This window comes from Xanthomonas translucens pv. undulosa, assembly GCF_017301775.1.
Taxonomy (GTDB): Bacteria; Pseudomonadota; Gammaproteobacteria; order Xanthomonadales; family Xanthomonadaceae; genus Xanthomonas_A; species Xanthomonas_A translucens.
On sequence record NZ_CP063993.1, the window covers coordinates 19,182 to 37,763 of the forward strand.

The 18,582-nt window shown below is 69.0% G+C and carries 14 protein-coding genes; 5 read left to right on the forward strand and 9 right to left on the reverse strand.

All coding sequences use genetic code 11. The annotated features are described in order from the left end of the window. Positions 1-35 precede the first annotated feature (35 nt). The 4 genes from hflD to ISN38_RS00105 are packed head-to-tail and all read right to left on the reverse strand — an operon-like array spanning position 36 to position 2,756. Positions 36-650: a high frequency lysogenization protein HflD gene (gene hflD, locus ISN38_RS00090; protein WP_004425656.1), complete on the reverse strand. Its 615-nt coding sequence runs from the start codon at positions 648-650 to the stop codon at positions 36-38. Continuing rightward, positions 647-1,786, reverse strand: a complete 1,140-nt coding sequence (gene mnmA, locus ISN38_RS00095; RefSeq protein ID WP_004425659.1) for a tRNA 2-thiouridine(34) synthase MnmA — start codon at positions 1,784-1,786, stop codon at positions 647-649. Before mnmA ends, hflD begins: the two co-directional genes overlap by 4 nt. Beyond that, entirely contained in the window at positions 1,783-2,241 is a 459-nt protein-coding gene (locus tag ISN38_RS00100; protein WP_004425664.1) for an NUDIX hydrolase, read from the reverse strand. The genes mnmA and ISN38_RS00100 overlap by 4 nt, the downstream gene beginning before the upstream one ends. Beyond that, positions 2,241-2,756: a hypothetical protein gene (locus ISN38_RS00105; protein ID WP_004425666.1), complete on the reverse strand. Its 516-nt coding sequence runs from the start codon at positions 2,754-2,756 to the stop codon at positions 2,241-2,243. The genes ISN38_RS00100 and ISN38_RS00105 overlap by 1 nt, the downstream gene beginning before the upstream one ends. 75 nt (positions 2,757-2,831) lie before the next feature. Here ISN38_RS00105 and clpS point away from each other — a divergent pair, with 75 nt between their 5' ends. Both clpS and clpA read left to right on the forward strand, forming a co-directional pair. Further along, positions 2,832-3,152 (forward strand): ATP-dependent Clp protease adapter ClpS, encoded by a 321-nt coding sequence (clpS, locus tag ISN38_RS00110; protein WP_004425668.1) that lies wholly within the window; start codon positions 2,832-2,834, stop codon positions 3,150-3,152. 123 nt (positions 3,153-3,275) lie between these two features. Next, a complete protein-coding gene (clpA, locus tag ISN38_RS00115) occupies positions 3,276-5,558 on the forward strand; it encodes an ATP-dependent Clp protease ATP-binding subunit ClpA (protein WP_004425670.1) in 2,283 nt (760 codons plus the stop codon). A 124-nt stretch (positions 5,559-5,682) separates the two neighbouring features. Here clpA and infA read toward each other — a convergent pair whose 3' ends face one another. The 4 genes from infA to trxB all read right to left on the reverse strand — a co-directional run bounded on the left by infA (position 5,683) and on the right by trxB (position 8,909). Then, positions 5,683-5,901, reverse strand: a complete 219-nt coding sequence (gene infA, locus ISN38_RS00120) for a translation initiation factor IF-1 (protein ID WP_004425677.1) — start codon at positions 5,899-5,901, stop codon at positions 5,683-5,685. 96 nt (positions 5,902-5,997) lie between these two features. Next, positions 5,998-6,735 carry a leucyl/phenylalanyl-tRNA--protein transferase gene (gene aat, locus ISN38_RS00125; RefSeq protein ID WP_004425679.1) on the reverse strand — a complete coding sequence of 246 codons (738 nt, stop codon included), beginning with the start codon at positions 6,733-6,735 and terminating at the stop codon, positions 5,998-6,000. A gap of 29 nt (positions 6,736-6,764) precedes the next feature. Beyond that, a complete protein-coding gene (locus ISN38_RS00130) occupies positions 6,765-7,886 on the reverse strand; it encodes a GNAT family N-acetyltransferase (RefSeq protein WP_058358898.1) in 1,122 nt (373 codons plus the stop codon). Between the two features lie 54 nt (positions 7,887-7,940). Beyond that, on the reverse strand, positions 7,941-8,909 hold the full coding sequence (gene trxB / locus ISN38_RS00135) for a thioredoxin-disulfide reductase (protein WP_058358897.1): 969 nt from the start codon (positions 8,907-8,909) through the stop codon (positions 7,941-7,943). 287 nt (positions 8,910-9,196) lie between these two features. On the opposite strand from trxB, the gene ISN38_RS00140 reads away from it, so the two are divergent. The 3 genes from ISN38_RS00140 (at position 9,197) to lolA (ending at position 14,296) form a co-directional block, all read left to right on the forward strand. Further along, positions 9,197-11,554 carry a DNA translocase FtsK gene (locus ISN38_RS00140; protein WP_047324941.1) on the forward strand — a complete coding sequence of 786 codons (2,358 nt, stop codon included), beginning with the start codon at positions 9,197-9,199 and terminating at the stop codon, positions 11,552-11,554. Positions 11,555-11,655: 101 nt separating this feature from the next. After that, positions 11,656-13,596: a DUF3857 domain-containing transglutaminase family protein gene (locus ISN38_RS00145; RefSeq protein ID WP_241753971.1), complete on the forward strand. Its 1,941-nt coding sequence runs from the start codon at positions 11,656-11,658 to the stop codon at positions 13,594-13,596. Positions 13,597-13,669: 73 nt separating this feature from the next. Continuing rightward, positions 13,670-14,296 (forward strand): outer membrane lipoprotein periplasmic chaperone LolA, encoded by a 627-nt coding sequence (gene lolA, locus ISN38_RS00150; protein ID WP_004425689.1) that lies wholly within the window; start codon positions 13,670-13,672, stop codon positions 14,294-14,296. 63 nt (positions 14,297-14,359) lie between these two features. Here the strand turns inward: lolA and xopZ are convergent, their stop codons facing one another. Beyond that, the gene (xopZ, locus tag ISN38_RS00155; protein WP_171815510.1) at positions 14,360-18,526 is read right to left on the reverse strand and encodes a XopZ family type III secretion system effector; all 4,167 of its coding nucleotides are present in this window, start codon (positions 18,524-18,526) and stop codon (positions 14,360-14,362) included. Positions 18,527-18,582: the final 56 nt, after the last annotated feature.

The window sequence follows — 18,582 nt, forward strand, 5'->3', positions numbered from 1 at the left end:
GCATCGAGCCCTTGCCGGCAGCGCCAGCGCCGCGCTCAGCCCAGCGCGCGGTCTACCGCGTCGATCATACGCCGCTTGGCCAGCAGGAAATCCCACAGGCTCCCGCCCATCTGCCGCCACAGCACCGCCGAGCGCACTGCGGCCAGCAACAGCGCGCGGATCTCCGCCACCACCCCGGCCTGGCCCAGGTAATGCGGATTGCCCTGCACCATCACCCGGGGACGCAGGTGGCTGATGGTGTCGGCATACAGCTGGCCGAGCGCGCCGATCACCTCCGGATGCGCGCTGTCGGCGTGCTCGGCCAGCAGCGGCGCGATCCGGGCGATGCCGGCGCTGACCTTGGCGCCGGTCTCGGTGTCGCGCACGAAGCGCCGCTCCAGTTGCAGTACCGCCAGCGCCAGCCGCGGCAGCATCTCGTCCTGGCCCTGGTTGCGGAAATAGTTGTGCAGCAGGCGCAGCCCGGGCGCGACGTCGCCGACCTGGCCGTAGACCGCCTGCGGCGTGTCGGCATCGGTGCGGAACACGCTGTCGAGCAGGGTCCGCACCAGCGACGCCTCGGACTGCCCGGTCTCGGCGATGCGCCGCACCTGCTGCAGGGCCTGGGCGACGCCGGCCAGCGCCAGCACGCGCGCGTCCATGGAATCGGTCATCGGGTAGTTTCCTCTAGTAAAGCGGGGCGCTGCGCCAGACGGCGTTGCAGCGGGGCATCGGTGGTGGCGATCACGGCGCCGCCCAGGCAGTCGTCGCCCTGGTACAGCACCAGCGACTGGCCCGGTGTCACGGCGCGCTGCGGGCGGGCGAAGCGCACCGCCAGGGTGCCGTCGTCGGCCACCTCGACCGTGCACGGCTCGTCGGCCTGGCGGTAACGGGTCTGCGCGGTGCAGTCGAAGCGCCGCGCCGGCGCCGACCCGGCGATCCAGTGGGCAGCTTCGGACTGCAGCTGCGTGGACATCAGGTGCGGGCTGTCGCGGTCCTGGTCCACGTACAGCACGTTGCGCGCCACGTCCTTGCCGACCACGTACCACGGCGCCGCCGCGCGGCCGCGCACGCCGCCGATGTTCAGGCCCTCGCGCTGGCCCAGGGTGAAGTAGAACACGCCCGGGTGCTCGGCCACGACCTGTTCCTGCGGGTCGCGGATTTCGCCGCGCCGCGCCGGCAGGTAGCGGCCCAGGAATTGGCGGAAGTCGCGCTCGCCGATGAAGCAGATGCCGGTCGAGTCCTTCTTCGCGTGGGTCGGCAGGCCGGCCTCGCGGGCAATGCGCCGCACCTGTTCCTTGGGCAGCTCGCCGACCGGGAACAGGGTCGCGGCCAGTTGCGCCTGGCCGAGCTGGTGCAGGAAATAGCTTTGGTCCTTGTTGCGATCCAGCCCGCGCAGCAGCCGCCAGCGGCCGTCGGCGAAGGCCACCCGGGCGTAGTGGCCGGTGGCGATGCGCTCGGCGCCGAGTTCGCGCGCCGCGTCCAGGAAATGCTTGAACTTGACCTCGCGGTTGCACAGCACGTCCGGGTTCGGGGTGCGCCCGGCGGCGTACTCGGCCAGGAAGTGGGCGAACACGCCTTGCCAATATTCTTGCGAAAAATCGCGGAAGTGGAACGGCATGCCGAGCAGGCCGCACACCGCCACCGCGTCGCGGCGGTCGGCCTCGGCGCGGCAGTCTCCACTCCCGTCGTCGGCCCAGTTCTGCATGAACAGGCCGGCCACGTCGGCGCCTTGCTGCACCAGCTGCCAGGCCGCCACCGACGAATCGACCCCGCCGGAGACGCCGACCATGATCCGCGCGCGGTTCATGCCAGTTGCCGTACCAGATCCAGCGGATAGCGCTTGCCGGCGAGGAAATCGGCGGCCACCTGCCACACCAGCGGGCTGCGCCAGCGCGGCGCGGCGGCCTGCAACTCCGCCGGGGTCATCCACAGGGCGCGCACGATGCCTTCGTCCAACGGCCGCTGCGGGTCGTGCGCGAGCGGATCGGCGGCGAAGGCGAAGCGCAGGTAGTGGCGGCCGTTGTCGGCCTTCCACTGGTAGGCGCCGATGAACGCGGTCAGCCGCACCTGCCAGCCGGTTTCCTCCAGCGTCTCGCGCAGCGCCGCCTGCAGCAGGCTCTCGTCCGGCTCCAGGTGCCCGGCCGGCTGGTTCAGCACCAGCGCGCCGGCGATGGATTCCTCCACCTGCAGCAGGCGTCCGTCGCGCACCACCACCGTGGCCACGGTCACATCGGGCTGCCAGGGGCCGGGGGCCAGCGCCATCAGAACGCGTCCTTGCCGGCGTTGAGTTCGGCATCCATCGCGTCGGCGCCGCGCGCGGCCGCTTCCAGCGCCTCGCGCAAGGCGCTGTCGTCGGCATCGGCGGCGACCTTGACCACGAATACCGCGGTGCCGCCCTGGCGCACCCAGCCGCCGAGGATGTCGGCCTGCGCGTCTTCCAGCAGGCGGTTGGCGATCGCGGCGGGCAGGGTATCGCCCTTGGCCTGGTAGGCCGGCGACCAGATCTCGCGGATCCGGTAGCTGCCGAAGGTCTCCACCGGCGAGCGCACGTAGATCAGCTGCTGGCGCTCGCGGCCCTGTTCGCGCAGTCCGAACAGCAACTGGTAGTCGCCGTCGGCATCGGCCTGGACGTCGTAGCCCATCGCCTTCAGGCGCTTGCCCAGCGCTTGGTCCGGCGCGGCGGCGGCTGGCAGCGCGGCCAGCAGGAGCGCGGCCAGCAGGAGCGCGGCCAGCAGGGCGGCCGGGCGGAAATTCGTCGAATGCATGCGTTGCGCCATCAAAGGAGGGGAATTGTGCGGGCAGGATCGGCGATCGTCCAATCCTGGCCGACAGCCGCCGTATATAATCCGCGCATGCCTCGCAAGAATTCTTCAGACCTCGATCACGGCGTAATGGTGGAGACCGGCAAGCCGGAGATCGCCCGCCCGCCGATGTACCAAGTGCTGTTGCTGAACGACGACTACACCCCGATGGACTTCGTGGTGACCGTGTTGCAGCAGTTTTTCTCGCTGGACCTGGAGAAGGCCACGCAGGTGATGCTGCACGTGCATACCCGCGGCCGCGGCGTCTGCGGGGTGTATACCCGCGAGGTGGCTGAATCCAAGGTAGCTCAGGTCAATGAGTTTTCCAGAATGAACCAGCATCCCCTGTTGTGCACGATGGAAAAAGCCTGATAGTGGTAGGCGTCGGTCACCGGTTTGCACGGACTAACGCGGTCTGAACACAGTGATCCGATAGGGTTGTGGAAATTCGCAACTCCAGCCGCATATTGTTGGCAACAGACGTCGGAGTGAACCATGTTCAGCAAAGATCTCGAGCAAACCATCGGCCAGTGCTACAAGCGCGCCCGGGAAGCCCGCCATGAGTTCATGACGGTCGAACACCTGTTGTTGGCCTTGCTCGACAATCCTTCGGCGCAGGCGGTGCTGAAAGCCTGCGGCGCCGATACCGAGCGCCTGCGCGGCGAGCTGGAGCAGGCCATTGAGGCCTCGGTGTCGCGCCTGGCCGAAGACGACGGCCGCGACACGCAGCCCACGCTGGGCTTCCAGCGGGTACTGCAGCGCGCGGTCTACCACGTGCAGTCCTCGGGCAAGAAGGAAGTCACCGGCGCCAACGTACTGGTCGCGATCTTCGGCGAAAAAGACTCGCACGCGGTGTATTTCCTGAATCAGCAGGACATCACCCGGCTCGACATCGTCAACTACCTGTCGCACGGCATCGCCAAGCTCGGCGAAGAAGGCGAAACCCCGGCGCCGCCCGACGGCGAGGCCAAGGGCGAGGCAGGCGAGGGTGAAGCCAAAGGCGACGCGCTGGCCGAGTACGCCAGCAATCTGAACGAACAGGCGCGCAACGGCCGCATCGACCCGCTGGTCGGCCGCGCCGACGAGATCGAGCGCACCATCCAGGTGTTGTGCCGCCGGCGCAAGAACAACCCGCTGTACGTGGGCGAGGCCGGCGTCGGCAAGACCGCGATCGCCGAGGGCCTGGCCAAGCGAATCGTCGAGGGCAGCGTCCCCGAGGTGCTGGCCGACGCGGTCATCTACTCGCTGGACCTGGGCGCGCTGGTCGCCGGCACCAAGTACCGCGGCGACTTCGAGAAGCGCCTGAAGGGCGTGCTGACCGCGTTGAAGAAGGTGCCCAACGCGGTGCTGTTCATCGACGAGATCCACACCATCATCGGTGCCGGCTCGGCCTCGGGCGGCACCATGGACGCCTCCAATCTGATCAAGCCGGCGCTGGCCTCGGGCGATCTGCGCTGCATCGGCTCGACCACGTTCCAGGAATACCGCGGCATCTTCGAGAAGGATCGCGCGCTGGCGCGGCGCTTCCAGAAGATCGACATCGTCGAGCCGACCGTGGGCGAGACCTTCGAGATCCTGCAGGGCCTGAAGCCCAAGTACGAGGCACACCACGGCGTGACCTACGCCGACGACGCGCTGCAGGCGGCGGTGGACCTGTCGGTGAAGCACATCGGCGACCGCCTGCTGCCGGACAAGGCGATCGACGTGATGGACGAGGCCGGCGCACGCCAGCGGCTGCTGCCGCAGGGCGTGCGCAAGGAGCTGATCGACATCGAGGAGATCGAGACCATCGTCGCCAAGATGGCGCGGATCCCGGCCAAGCAGGTCAGCGCCACCGACAAGGACGTGCTGCAACACCTGGAGCGCAACCTGAAGATGGTGATCTTCGGCCAGGATCCGGCGATCGAGACGCTGGCCTCGTCGATCAAGCTGGCGCGTTCGGGCCTGGCCAATCCGGAGAAGCCGATCGGCAACTTCCTGTTCGCCGGTCCCACCGGCGTCGGCAAGACCGAGGTGACCAAGCAGCTGGCGCTGCAGCTGGGCATCGAGCTGGTGCGCTTCGATATGTCCGAGTACATGGAGCCGCATTCGATCAGCCGCCTGATCGGCGCGCCTCCGGGCTACGTTGGTTTCGACCAGGGCGGCCTGCTGACCGAGAAGATCGTCAAGACTCCGCACTGCGTGCTGCTGCTGGACGAGGTCGAGAAGGCGCATCCGGACATCTTCAACATCCTGTTGCAGGTCATGGACCGCGGCGTGCTGACCGACACCAACGGGCGCGAGGCCAACTTCAAGAACGTGATCCTGGTGATGACCACCAATGCCGGCGCCACCCAGGCCTCGCGGCGCTCGATCGGTTTCACCAAGCAGGACCATTCTACCGACGCGATGGAAACCATCCGCCGCAGCTTTACCCCGGAATTCCGCAACCGCCTGGACGCGGTGGTGCAGTTCCAGCCGCTGGCGTTCAGCCACATCCTGCGCGTGGTCGACAAGTTCATCATCGAACTGGAGATGCTGCTGCAGGAGAAGCACGTGTCGCTGTCGGCCACGCCGACCGCGCGCGACTGGCTGGCCCAGCACGGCTTCGACCCGCTGATGGGCGCGCGGCCGATGGCGCGGGTGATCCAGGACAAGGTCAAGCGCCCGCTGGCGGACGAACTGCTGTTCGGCAAGCTGGTCGGCGGTGGCCGCGTCACCATCGACGTGCGCGACGGCGAGCTGGTGGTGGAGACCCAGGCCGAGCCGGAGCGCCTGCTGCCGGCGACCGTCGAGTGATGGCGTGCTAGAACGCCAGCAACGGCAAAAGGCGGCTGCGCAGGATCTGCAGTCGCCTTGCGATGTCACCGATGAGACGAAAAGGCGGCCGAGGGCCGCCTTTTTCACAACCGCTGCGAGGCGGTCACTTCATGCGGTAGGTGATGCGACCCTTGGTCAGGTCGTACGGGGTCATTTCGACCTTCACCCGGTCGCCGGTCAGGATGCGGATGTAGTTCTTGCGCATGCGTCCGGAGATGTGGGCGATGATCTCGTGCCCGTTTTCGAGCTTGACCCGGAAGGTGGTATTGGGCAACGTCTCGCTGACGGTGCCTTCGAATTCGATGGAGTCGTCTTTCGACATGTAATCCTGTGCGATTTCGCGAGCGGCCACAAAGGCCTGAAGAGCGGGGATTTTACCCGCCTCGGCCGCAGCATGCAAAGTTTGCGTTAAAGCCGCTCAGCGGCCGGCCAGTTCCGTGGCCGCCAGTTCGCCGAAACGCGCCGTCCACGGGCCGGCCGGCGCGACATCGGCCACCAGGGAGGCGATCGCCTCCAGGAACACGGCGCGCGGCCAGCGCTGCGCGCCGAGGCTGAGCAGGTGTGCGTTCTCGACCTGGGCATCGATCAGCGGCCAGCCCCAGGCGTGCAGGCGCCAGGCCAGCGCCGCCAGCGCCACCTTGGAGCCGCCGCTGCGCGCGCTGAACATGCTCTCGCCGAAGAACATGCGCCCGCGCGCCACACCGTAGATGCCGCCGACCAGCTCCTCGCCGTCGAATACCTCCACCGAGTGCGCGTGTCCGGCGCGGTGCAGGGCCACATAGGCGGCCGTCATCTCGGCGGTGATCCAGGTGCCGTCCTGGCCGCGCCGCGGCGCCTGCGCGCAGGCGCCGATCACCTGCGCGAACGCGGTGTCGGCGCGCACCCGCCACGGCGAGTGGCGCAGCGCGCGGCGGAAGCGCGAGGACAGCCGCACTGCGTCGCTGCGGAACACGGTGCGCGGGTCCGGGCTCCACCACAGGATCGGATCGCCGTCCGAGTACCACGGGAAGATGCCGTGCGCGTAGGCATTGAGCAGGCGCGTCGGGGTCAGGTCGCCGCCGATTGCGAGCAGGCCGTCCGGTTCGCGCAGCGCGCTGGACGCGGGCGGGAACGGGGCGGCCGGATCGGCGGGGAGCAGGGCGGGGAGACGGCGCATCGACGCAGCGTAGCCGATCGGGCGGCGGCTCAGTCCTGGCGGAATGGCGAGTGCCGCAGCAGGGTCGCCGCGTGCTGGCGCACCGTGGCGGTTTCCTCGGCGCACCAGTCGGCCAGCGGCGCGCGGAAGCCGGGGTCGGCGATCCAGTGGCGGCTGCGCACCAGCCGCGGCAGGAAGCCGCGGGCGATCTTGTGCTCGCCCTGCGCGCCCGGCTCGAACCTAGTCAGGCCTTCGCGCAGGCAGTAGTCGATGCCCTGGTAATAGCAGGTCTCGAAATGCAGGCCGGGCAGGGTGTCGCCGCCCCAGTAGCGGCCGTACAACGTATCGCCGCCGCGCAGGCAGAGCGCTCCGGCGATCGGCTTTTCTTCCTGCATGGCCATAAATATCAGGATGTTACGCGGCATTTCTCGTGCGATATGCGAGAAGAACTCCAGGGTCAGCGCGGGCGAGTTGCCGTAGTCGTCGAAGGTGCGCAGATAGAACGCGTACATCGCCTGCAGGTCGGCGGCGCTGGCCTCGTCGCCGTGCACGACGCGGAAACCGATGCCGGCGCGCTGCACCTTGGCCCGCTCCTGGCGGATGTTCTTGCGCCGTTTGTGGTCCATCGCCGCCAGATAGGCGTCGAAATCGCTCCAGCCGGCCTCGTTGTGCCACTGGTACTGCACGTCGCTGCGCGCCAGCCAGTCCTCGCCGAACGCGGCGTCGTCCGCGGCGCTGTGGAAGTTCACGTGCGCCGAGGACAGCCCGCTGGCTGCGGTCAGCGCCTGCATCGCGGCGAGCAGCGCCTGGCGCCGGGCCGTGTCGCGCGCCAGCAGCCGCGGTCCAGTCACCGGCGAGTATGGCACCGCGCACAGCCATTTCGGGAAGTAGTCCTGGCCGTAGCGCGCGTAGGCATGCGCCCAGGCGTGGTCGAACACGAACTCGCCGTGCGAGTTGGTCTTCAGGTAGCCCGGCGCGGCGGCGACCAGCGCGTCGCCGTCCCACAGGGTCAGGTGCAACGGCGTCCAGCCCCAGTCCGGGCGCAGGCAGCCGTGCCGTTCCAGGCCGGACAGGAACGCGTGGGCGACGAACGGGTTGCTGCCGTCGTGCAGCGCGTCCCAGTCGGCCGCGGCGACTTCGTCCAGCCGGTGCAGCCAGCGCACGCTGCTCATGCCGGCACCCGCGCGCGCGTGGCGGACGCCGTCAGCGCGCGCGTGGCGGCGTGCTCAGGCACCCTTGTCCAGATAGCGCTCGGCATCCAGCGCGGCCATGCAGCCGAAGCCGGCCGAGGTGATCGCCTGGCGGTAGTGCTGGTCGGCGACGTCGCCGGCGGCGAACACGCCCGGCACCGAGGTCTCGGTGGCTGCGCCGCCCAGCCCGGAGCGGATCTCCAGGTAGCCGTTGTTCATCGCCAGCTGGCCGTCGAACAGCTGCGTGTTGGGGTGGTGGCCGATGGCCACGAAGAACCCGTGTGCGGCGATCTCGCGCATGCTGCCGTCCTGGGTGGACTTGACCCGCACCCCGGTGACACCGGCCTCGTTGCCCAGCACTTCGTCGATGGCGTGGTGCCAGACGGTCTCGATTTTGCCGGCGGCGACCTTGGCGAACAGCTTGTCCTGCATGATCTTCTCGGCGCGCAAGGTGTCGCGGCGGTGGACCAGGTAGACCTTGCGGGCGATGTTGGACAGGTACAGCGCCTCTTCCACCGCGGTGTTGCCGCCGCCGACCACGACCACGTCCTGGTCCTTGTAGAAGAAGCCGTCGCAGGTGGCGCAGGCGGATACGCCACGGCCCTTGAACGCTTCTTCCGAAGGGATGCCCAGGTACTTGGCGGTGGCACCAGTGGCGATGACCAGCGCGTCGCAGGTGTACTCGGCGCTGTCGCCGCTGAGCTTGAACGGGCGCTGCGACAGGTCGGCGGTGTGAATGTGGTCGAAAATCACCTCGGTCTCGAAGCGCTCGGCATGCGCCTGCATCCGCGCCATCAGGTCCGGTCCCAGCAGGCCATGGGCGTCGCCGGGCCAGTTGTCGACCTCGGTGGTGGTCATCAGCTGGCCGCCCTGCTGCAGGCCGGTGATCACCAGTGGCTTGAGATTGGCGCGCGCGGCGTACACCGCGGCGGTCCAGCCGGCCGGGCCGGAACCCAGGATCAGCAGGCGCGAATGCTTGGCGGAAGGGGGGGCAGGGGGGCTCATGTATACTCGCGAAGAGGTTGAAATGGCGGCGGATGCGCGGCATTGCGCGGTGTCCGGCGAAGTCGCATAGAGTGGCGGCCGGCCTGGGATGAATCAAGCCGCGTGGCGAGAACGCTGCAGCCTGCGGCCCACCTGTCACCGTGCCAGCGCCGTGTGTGCCTGCCGCCGCGGGGTGCCGGACGTTGCCGCAAGCGCGGCGGGACGATTCAGGTTACGACTGCTGAAATGCCAGGCCGATTCGTTTATTATCAATCACTAACAGTGTATTTCTAAGGTTTGGTCATAGCGTGGCGAAGCAGGTTCCGGAACGCGGCAAATCCCAGGGCGCCAATGCGGCCGCACGCAAGCAGGCCGCCGCGGCCAATCCGCGCCGGCAGAAGCTGTGGCGCGACCTGGCGCTGATCGCGATCGCGCCGCTGCTGCTGTACCTGCTGGCCAGTCTGGCCACCTATTCGGCGACCGATCCGGGCTGGTCGCATACCGGCAGCGTGGTCGCGCCGGTGCACAACATGGGCGGCAAGTTCGGCGCCTGGATCGCCGACGTGCTGCTGCAGCTGTTCGGCTATGTGGCATTCCTGCTGCCGCTGGTGATCGGCGCGATCTCCTGGATCGCGCTGTTCGGCATGGACAGCGATGGCGACGGCGAGGCCGACCTGGGCCCGGCGCTGCGTCTGGTCGGCATCGTCGGTTTCCTGATCGCCGGCACCGGGCTGCTGCACTTACGCCTGTTCAGCGGCGACGTGGCCGGCGCCGGCGGCATCCTCGGCAAGCTGGTCGGCAGCTCGCTGACCGCCGGCTTCGGCGCGCTGGGCGCCAACCTGTTCGTGCTGGTGCTGCTGCTGGTGTCGATCACCCTGGCCACCGGCCTGTCCTGGTTCGCGGTGATGGAGCGCATCGGCCGCGCGATGATGACCCTGCCGACGCTGGCGCGGCGCGGCAGCCAGCAGGCCAACGAATGGCAGCAGACCCGCGCCATGCGCGAGGAACGTGAGGAAGTGCGCAAGGTCGATGCGGTGCAGCGCGCCAAGCGCGAGCCGGTCAAAATCGAGCCGCCGCCGGCGCCGGTGGTGGAGAAGAGCGAGCGCGCCAAGCGCGAGCAGCAGATCCCGCTGTTCCACGGCACCGGCGGCGACCAGTCCGGCATTCCGCCGCTGGCTCTGCTCGACGACCCCAAGCCGCAGACCAAGGGCTATTCCGAGGAAACCCTGGAAACCCTGTCGCGGCAGATCGAGTTCAAGCTCAAGGACTTCCGCATCGAGGCGCAGGTGGTCGGCGCCTATCCGGGACCGGTCATCACCCGTTTCGAGATCGAGCCGGCGCCGGGCATCAAGGTCAGCCAGATCAGCTCGCTGGACAAGGACATCGCGCGCGGCCTGTCGGTGAAGTCGGTGCGCGTGGTCGACGTGATCCCGGGCAAGTCGGTGGTCGGCCTGGAGATCCCCAACGTCAGCCGCGAGATGATCTACCTCAGCGAGTTGCTGCGCTCCAAGGAATACGACAAGTCGCCCAGCCCGCTGACACTGGCCCTGGGCAAGGACATCGCCGGCCGTCCGACCGTGGCCGACCTGGCGCGCATGCCGCATCTGCTGGTCGCCGGCACCACCGGCTCGGGCAAGTCGGTGGCGGTCAACGCGATGGTGCTGAGCCTGCTGTACAAGGCCTCGGCCAAGGAACTGCGGATGCTGATGATCGACCCGAAGATGCTCGAACTGAGCGTCTACCAGGGCATCCCGCATCTGCTGGCGCCGGTGGTCACCGACATGAAGGAGGCCGCCAACGGCCTGCGCTGGTGCGTGGCGGAGATGGAGCGCCGCTACAAGCTGATGAGCACGGTCGGGGTGCGCAACCTGGCCGGCTTCAACAAGAAGGTCAAGGACGCGCAGGACGCCGGGCAGCCGATGATGGACCCGCTGTTCAAGCCCAACCCCGACCTGGCCGAAGCGCCGCGGCCGCTGGACACGCTGCCGTTCATCGTCATCTTCATCGACGAATTCGCCGACATGATGATGATCGTCGGCAAGAAGGTCGAAGAGCTGATCGCGCGCCTGGCGCAGAAGGCGCGTGCGGCCGGCATCCACCTGATCCTGGCCACCCAGCGCCCGTCGGTGGACGTGATCACCGGCCTGATCAAGGCCAACATCCCGACCCGCATCGCCTTCCAGGTCAGCTCCAAGATCGATTCGCGCACCATCCTCGACCAGTCCGGCGCCGAGACCCTGCTCGGCCACGGCGACATGCTGTACCTGCCGCCGGGCACGGCCATGCCCGACCGCGTGCACGGCGCCTTCGTCAGCGACGAGGAAGTGCACCGCGTGGTCGAGCACCTCAAGGCCAGCGGACCGGCCGACTACATCGAGGGCGTGCTCGACGAAGTGCAGACCATGGGCGACGGCACCGTGGTCGGCGCCACCGGCTTGCCGGAGAGCAGCGGCGGCGGCGGCGACGAATCCGATCCGCTGTACGACGAAGCCTTGCGCATCGTCACCGAGACCCGCCGCGCGTCGATCTCCGGCGTGCAGCGGCGGCTGAAGATCGGCTACAACCGCGCCGCGCGGCTGATCGAGGCGATGGAGGCGGCCGGCGTGGTCAGCCCCCCCGAACACAACGGCGACCGCAGCGTGCTGGCGCCGCCGCCGCCCAAGTGAGCCGCGCGACGCGGCCCGCACCCCGGTTCCAGGCCATCGGAACCGCCCGATGCCGCGCCGTATGCGATGCTGGCGGCCGTTCCCGCCCGCTGCCGTCGCCGATGTCCCGAACCGCCTGCGCCCTGCGCCTGCTGTTGTGCGCCGTCCTGGTTATGGCCGGGTCCGCTGCCGCCGCGCAGCCGCCAGCCCCGGCGGCCAGCCCGGCCGCGGCCACGCCCGAGGTCGCCAACAACTACAGCTACGTGCGCTACCGCGCCGACTACGAGGTGCGCGACGACGCCAGCAGCGTGGAGACCGACGAGTACGAGCTGCTGCTGAAGACCAAGGCCGGCGTGGACAAGTTCAGCCAAGTGCGGCTGAGCTACAGCGAAAAGCTGGAAATGCTGGAGGTGCTGGCCGCCTACGCGATCACCCCGGACGGGCTGCGCCACGACGTGCCGGCCGACAAGATCTACACCCAGGAAAGCTATTCCAGCGCCTCGGCGGCGATGTACGCCGACCGCAAGGTCAAGGTGGTGGTGTTCCCCAACCTGATGCCGGGCACGCGGCTGGTGTACCGGGTGCGCCGCACCCAGGCCGTGCCGTACTTCCCCGGCTACTTCAGCCTGTGGGAGACCTTCAGCGTGTTCTCCCAGTACGACGACGCCACGGTGACCCTGGTCGCGCCGCGGCGCATGCCGATGCACCTGTACACGCGCGGCGTGTACGGCGCCAACACGCCGAAGATCGACGGCGCGCAGGCGCGCTGGGAATGGCGCTACCAGCGCCGCGAGCCGATGAAGAGCCAGAACTGGGCGGCGGGGACCTGGGAATTCAGCCCGACCATCATGGCCAGCAGCTTCCGCCGCTGGTCGCAGATGGGCCAAGCCTACCAGCGCAGCAGCGGCGTGGCTGCGCAGGTCACGCCGAAGGTGCGCGCGCGCGCCGAGCAGATCACCGCCGGCATCGGCGAGCGCCGGGCGCAGGCGGCGGCGCTGTACGAGTGGGTCGCGCGCAACATCCGCTACGTGGCGGTGTACCTGGGTAACGGAGGGCTGGAGCCGAACAGCGCCGACAGCATTCTCGACAACCACTACGGCGACTGCAAGGACCACACCGTGGTGCTGGAAGCGCTGCTGGCGGCCAAGGGCATCGCCAGCACGCCGGTGCTGATCGGCGCCGAAGGCGGGCCGACCCTGCCGGACGTGCCGGTGCTCGGCCGCTTCAACCACGCCATCACCTATCTACCCGAGTTCAAGCTGTACGTGGACTCGACCAATCCCTACGCGCGCTTCGGTCAGCTGCCGGCCGGCGATCTGGGCGTGCCGGTGCTGCACACCGTGGACGGCAGCGTGGCGCGTACCCCGCCCAACGACGCGCGGCTGAACCTGTACCAGGCCGAGGCCGACTATCGCTTCGCCACCGACGGCAGCCTGCGCGGCCTGACCAGACTCGATAGCGGCCAGATCGGCGAGATCGGCCTGCGCACCATGTTCGTGCAGCTCAATACGCAGAACCGCACCCGCATCGAGGAATCGATCCTGGCCGCGTCCGGCTTCGACGGCAGCGGCGAGCTGGAGCTGCAGGGCGCGCCGCAGGACCTGAGCCGGCCGTTCGGCTACGCCTACCGCTTCCGCGCCAGCGACTATGTCGACTTCGGCGTGGTCGGCGGCATGACCCTGCCGCAGATGCCCGGCGCCGACTCGGTGCGCGGGGTCTACGCCACCACCTCGGCCGAGCACAACCTGACTCCGTTCTACTGCAACGACAACGCGCGCAGCGAGACCTACCGGCTGACCTTCCCGGACAGCGTGCCGATCATCGCCATCCCCGCCGACACCCGCTTCCGCAACGCCGCCGGCGAGTACGCCGCGACCTGGGTGCGCGACGGGCAGACCGTGATCGCCACGCATACGCTGCATCGGCGTGCGGTGCATGGCCCACAGGCGCTATGCCAGCCGCAGGACTACGCGGCGTTCCGCGAGCTGTACCAGCAGGTGCGGCGCGGCTTCCGCGGGCAGATCCTGTACGGCGACCTCGGCCGCATGCAGACCGGGCAGTGAGCGCGCCGCGTCTGATCGCCTATTCAGCTTTTTCACGGCACACTGCCCCCATTCCATCCGGAACTCCACCCGCATGCTTCGCACACTCCGCTACACCGTCCTCGCCAGCGCGCTGCTGGCCGGCAGCGCCTTCGCCGGCGCGCGCGACGACCTGAACACCTTCACCCGCGGGCTCAAGGGCCTGGACGGCCAGTTCGCGCAGAAGGTCTACGACGGCAAGGGCGCGCTGAAGGAGAGCGCCAGCGGCCGCGTCGCGCTGTCGGCGCCGCGCCTGTTCCGTTGGGAATACCGCAAGCCGTATACGCAGCTGATCGTCGCCGACGGTGCGAAGGTCTGGGTCTACGATCCGGACCTGAAGCAGGCCACCGTGCGCACCCAGGGCGCCGAGGAGCAGAACAGCCCGCTGACCGCGCTGATCGACCCGGGCAAGCTGGATCGCCAGTACGACGTCAGCGAGGAAGCGGTGGCGCGCGACGGCCTGCAGTGGCTGGCGATGACGCCGAAGGTGGACACCGAGGCCAGCTTCCAGATCGCCAAGCTCGGCTTCGACGCCGGCGGCCTGGCGCGGATGGAAGTGGTCGATGCGGTCGGCCAGCGCACTGAGATCAGCTTCACGGGCTGGAAGCGCAACCCGACCTTCGCCGCCGGCACTTTCCGCTACGTGCCGGACAAGGACGTGGACGTGGTCGGCGACCGCTGAGGCGCCGAACCGGCCTGGGTTGCGGCAGGGCAGGGCTGGTCTGCCGACGCCAGGTCGGCGCGTTCACGGCACCGGTTCGTAAGGCGTCCACTGGCCGACCGTGCGCATCGCCTCGGCCATCTGGTTGGTCTGGCGTTTGACGAAGAAGTCGATGCCGCGTTCGCGCTGGCGCTTGCCCTTCTCGCGCAGGATCAGCATGGTGGGCTCCCAGATAGCGGGCTGCTGCAGCAGCGCGTCGAAGTCGCGCTCGGTCTGCGCCGCCTCCGCCTCGCGCCCGGCCATGCGCAGCAGCTGACTCTGCGCGCGTAGCGCGTCCAGGCGCGGCGCGGCCTCGGACTGCAACACCCAGTCCACGATCAGCGAGGCGAAGCGGTTGTCGCGCATATGCACGCGAACTCTGTCCATGAAGTCTTCCAATTGGCGCTCGGCCACCAGGTAAAGGCGCTGTTCGTCGACCTTGCCGCGCAGCTTGGCGACCCCGTAATTGGTCCATAGCGGCCAGTTGCGCCGCACATCGCGTTCGAACTGGGCGAAGCTCTGGAACTCGAACCCGCGGTCGGTGCGCACCGGATCGATTTCGTTGTTGAACATCCACAGCGTGGTGAACGTGGTGCTGCCTGCCGAATGCAGTTCCTTGCTGAAACCCAGCTCGAGCGTGCCGGTGGACAGCCGCGCCACCGGCGTGGGCGCGGCATCCGCCACGGCGGGGCGATGCCACTGCTGGGCGACCACGCTGGCCGAAGCGCGCGCGGCCAGCTCGACCCTGGACTGCGCGGTCGAATCCTTCAGCAGCATGTTCATGTAGCCGGCGATCGGGGTCTGCGTGCTGGCGCTTTCGCGGCGCGCCTTGACGCCCAGGGACACGCCGAGCGTGGCGCGCCGCGGCCGACCGTCCATCTCCCCCACGCGCACGCCGGCGGTGGCGGCGATGCTGGATTCGGTGCTCGACGACGTGCGCTGGCCAGCGTCGATCACACCGACGGTGATGCTGGGATGCTCCGCCAGCAATTCTCCCAGCAGGTCGCGTTGCGCAAGCGGCACGCCGTCGCTGTCGGGTTCGCCGGCCAGGCGCAGCAGATGCTCGAACATGGCCAGGAATTGCGCGCGCTGCTCCAGTTCGTGGCCTTTGCCGCGCCGTGGCACGCGGATCTGCACGCCTTGTTCGAGACTCGACTCCATCTTCAGGCGCCAGTCGGCGGTTGCGCCCAGGCCCACGGGCGCGGCGTCGGTGCCCGGCAGCAGCAAACCGGCGCTGATTCCCGCCGCGGCCTGCAGCTGCCGCGTCGCCTGTCGCCCGATCTGCAGCGATAGGCCGGTGCGTCCCATGTAGATTTCCATCGAAGCCTCGGTGCTGGCCTGTCCGCCCAGCGCCAGCTTCAGGCCGAGTCCGGCAGGGATCACCGCCAGCGCGGCCGACAGTGGCGCTGCGTTGAGGCCGAGCACGCGTTGTTCGGTGATGCGCAGCTTGTCGCGCCATGCCAGATGTGCGAGCAGGTCGCGCAGCGCATCGAACAAGGCCTCCGGCGAGCGGACGCGGGCGCTGTCGCCATCGTGCAGCAGGCGGCTGGCGCTGGCGACGGCCTGATGGAAACGTTGCCGTTCGGCCGATTCCAGCGTGTTCTCGCTGGCGCCTGCGGCGGCCTGCTCGCGGTGGTCGAGCATGCCGCGCTGGAGCAGGCGCATCGTGTCCGGCAGGCGCATGCCGCCAGCGCGCAAGGCGCTCCAGGCGGCCGCGACCGCGGGATGGCATGCCGCCGTGGATCCAGCCGGGTCGGTGCGCGCGGAACGCGCGGCGTGGCGTTGCAGATCCAATGCGCGCCGCTCGATGTCGCGCAGCAGTTTGGGGCTGAAGGCGAGCCGCGTCAGATCCTGTTCGGCCGGGCTCCAGTGCACGAATTCCGCAAGCGCCTGCAGCGCCAGTTCCTGCGGGGCCGGCATCTGCCCAGCCGCCCGCTGGGCATGGCGGCGTTCGCTCAGCCAAGCGGTCAGGTGCGCGGCCGCCTTGCGCAGTTCCTCGCCGGCGCGCCGCGCCGGGGTGGGCAGCGCTTCGGCAGCGCCCACCCGGGTTCCCAGCTGCAGCGCATGCAAGGGGTTGAGTTGGCCGCGCGGTACGCTCGCGCTGCCGGCACGTGCCCATTGCGCGAACATCTGCAAGCTGGCGTTGACTTGCGCATAGGGCGAGCCGTCGGCAGTGCTCTCATAGCCGTTGCGCAATGCGTGGAACGCGCTGCGTTGCATCTGCGTGGCCGCCTGCAAGCCGTGGCTCGGCGATGCGCCATGCAGTACATGCTGCGCCCCGGCCTGGGCCGCGGCCAGCCAGGTGCGCTGGGCGTCCTGGGCCTCGTCGGTGTGCGCATGCAGTTGGCCAGCGCGCAGATAGACCTGCGCGGCCTCCCGCTGTTCCCTGGACGGCGCCGTCTGCTCTGCCCGCAGCATCTGCGCAAGCACCTGCATGCCGCGCGGCACCCCAGCCAGCAATCCGACGCAGGCTGCTGCTGCCTCGCTCAACGCCGGCGCATCGTTCCCCGGCGCCGGCACCAGCTCGCGCAACCCGATCGCGCTCAGCTCGCGCAGGGCCTGCGCGGCCTGCGCGCTGTCGCCCTTGCTGGCGATCGACAGCGCCTGCAAGCCGATTCCGATTGCGTCTGCCGGCGACAATGCGTCGCTGTCGAACGCATCGCCACGCGCCTGCATCGCGGCGGCCCAGGTGCGCAAGGTCTGCTGGTCGGCGGCGCACAGCGGCTGCGCATGGAAGCCTGGCAGGGACTCAAGCAGGCGTTCGGCGGCGTCGGTGGTGGTGCTGGCGCATGCCGCCTGCGCCGCAGCGTGCTGCGCTTCGGTCGTGGACAGGTCCTGCTCCACCTGGACCACGGCCTGTTCCATCCGGCCTTGCGCTTCCTCCAGCGCCTGCACGGTCCGGTCCTGCTGCCAGAGTTCGCTGGTAGTGACCTGCGAGGACTGCCGCGCCTGCTGCAACTGCGTGTCCACGCGCCGCAAGTCGTCCTGCAGCCGCCGCTTGTGCCGCTGGCAACGCGTGCCGTGACCGCGTTGCAAGGCCTGCATACGTTCGTGCTGCACGAGCAGGTTGCGCAGGGTTTGCGGCTGCGTGTCCGCTGGGCCGGAATCAGCGGATGCCGACGTGGAAGCGCTTGCTGCGCCCGGCGCACCTCGCGCACCTCGCGCGCATCGTTGCAGGGACTGCAGCTGTGTCTGTGCCTGCGCATGCGCGCGTTGTAGCGCTTCCAGCTCGGCATTGGCGTGCGTCAGCTGTTGCGCCAGCGCCTCGGCCTGCGCGCCGCCGCGGCCGAAGAAGACTGCCTTGGCAAGTGCGTTGCCATTGCTGCGCGCGCGGCCGAGTTCGCCTTCGAGCCGGGCCAGCGTCGCGCGCGCCTGGGCGATGGCGGTATCCGCCTCTGCCTGCGCCGCGGCCGACGGCGATCCGGCCAGCGCCGCGGATCGCGGCGGCTGGCCGGGGCTGGTCGCGGCCGCCAGGGCGGCGCGCGTGGCCGCGATCTTCGGCTCCAGGTCCAGCAGCGCCGCAGACACCGCGTCCGCTTGCGCATCGCATTGCTGCATCTGCCGCAGCACGTCGGCACGTTGCTGTCTGAGCCGGGCGATGCGGTCGCCAATGTTGCAGACGCGGCGCGTCAGCAACGCCAAGCGCTCGCGCGCCGACTGCAATGTCTGGGTATGCGCGTATTTCAGTTCGTCGGCATGGCGCCGGGCGATGCCGGTGGCGAGGCGGCCGTTGGCGTGCTCCAGGTGCGACAGCAACGCCGCATTCAGATCCGGCGCGGCAGCGGTCGGTGGCGATGCCGCCTCGGACTGGCGCGTAGCGGCGCGCTCGGCGTTGTGGGCGTTGTCGACAGGGCTGGCAGAGGAGGACGCATGGCGAAGCAGCGCTCGATGCGGCAGCGGCGTTCCGCTGTCCAGTCCCAGGATCGCACCTGCCTTGCGCCAGGGCAGGGTCCACGAGCGCTGCTTGTCCGCGCTGACCGGACTGAATGCAACCGGCTTGTTCTGCTCGGCCTTTTGCAACAGTGCAGTCGACCAGGTGAGGGGCTCATCCTGCGCTGCGATCAGTTCGGCTTCGAACGCGCTTGGCTCGGGAGTGGCCAGCTTGTTGTGGGTCTGCCGCCGTGCCGAGGGGGCGGACGGATGCGAGACGGTTTCGGCCATGCCTGGCAGACAGGCGGAAACCCCATACGGCCGTAGCGGAAACTTAGGCATAGGAATGATTCGCGTAATGAAATTTTCACGTTCGCGATGCCATCTATGGTTTCGCT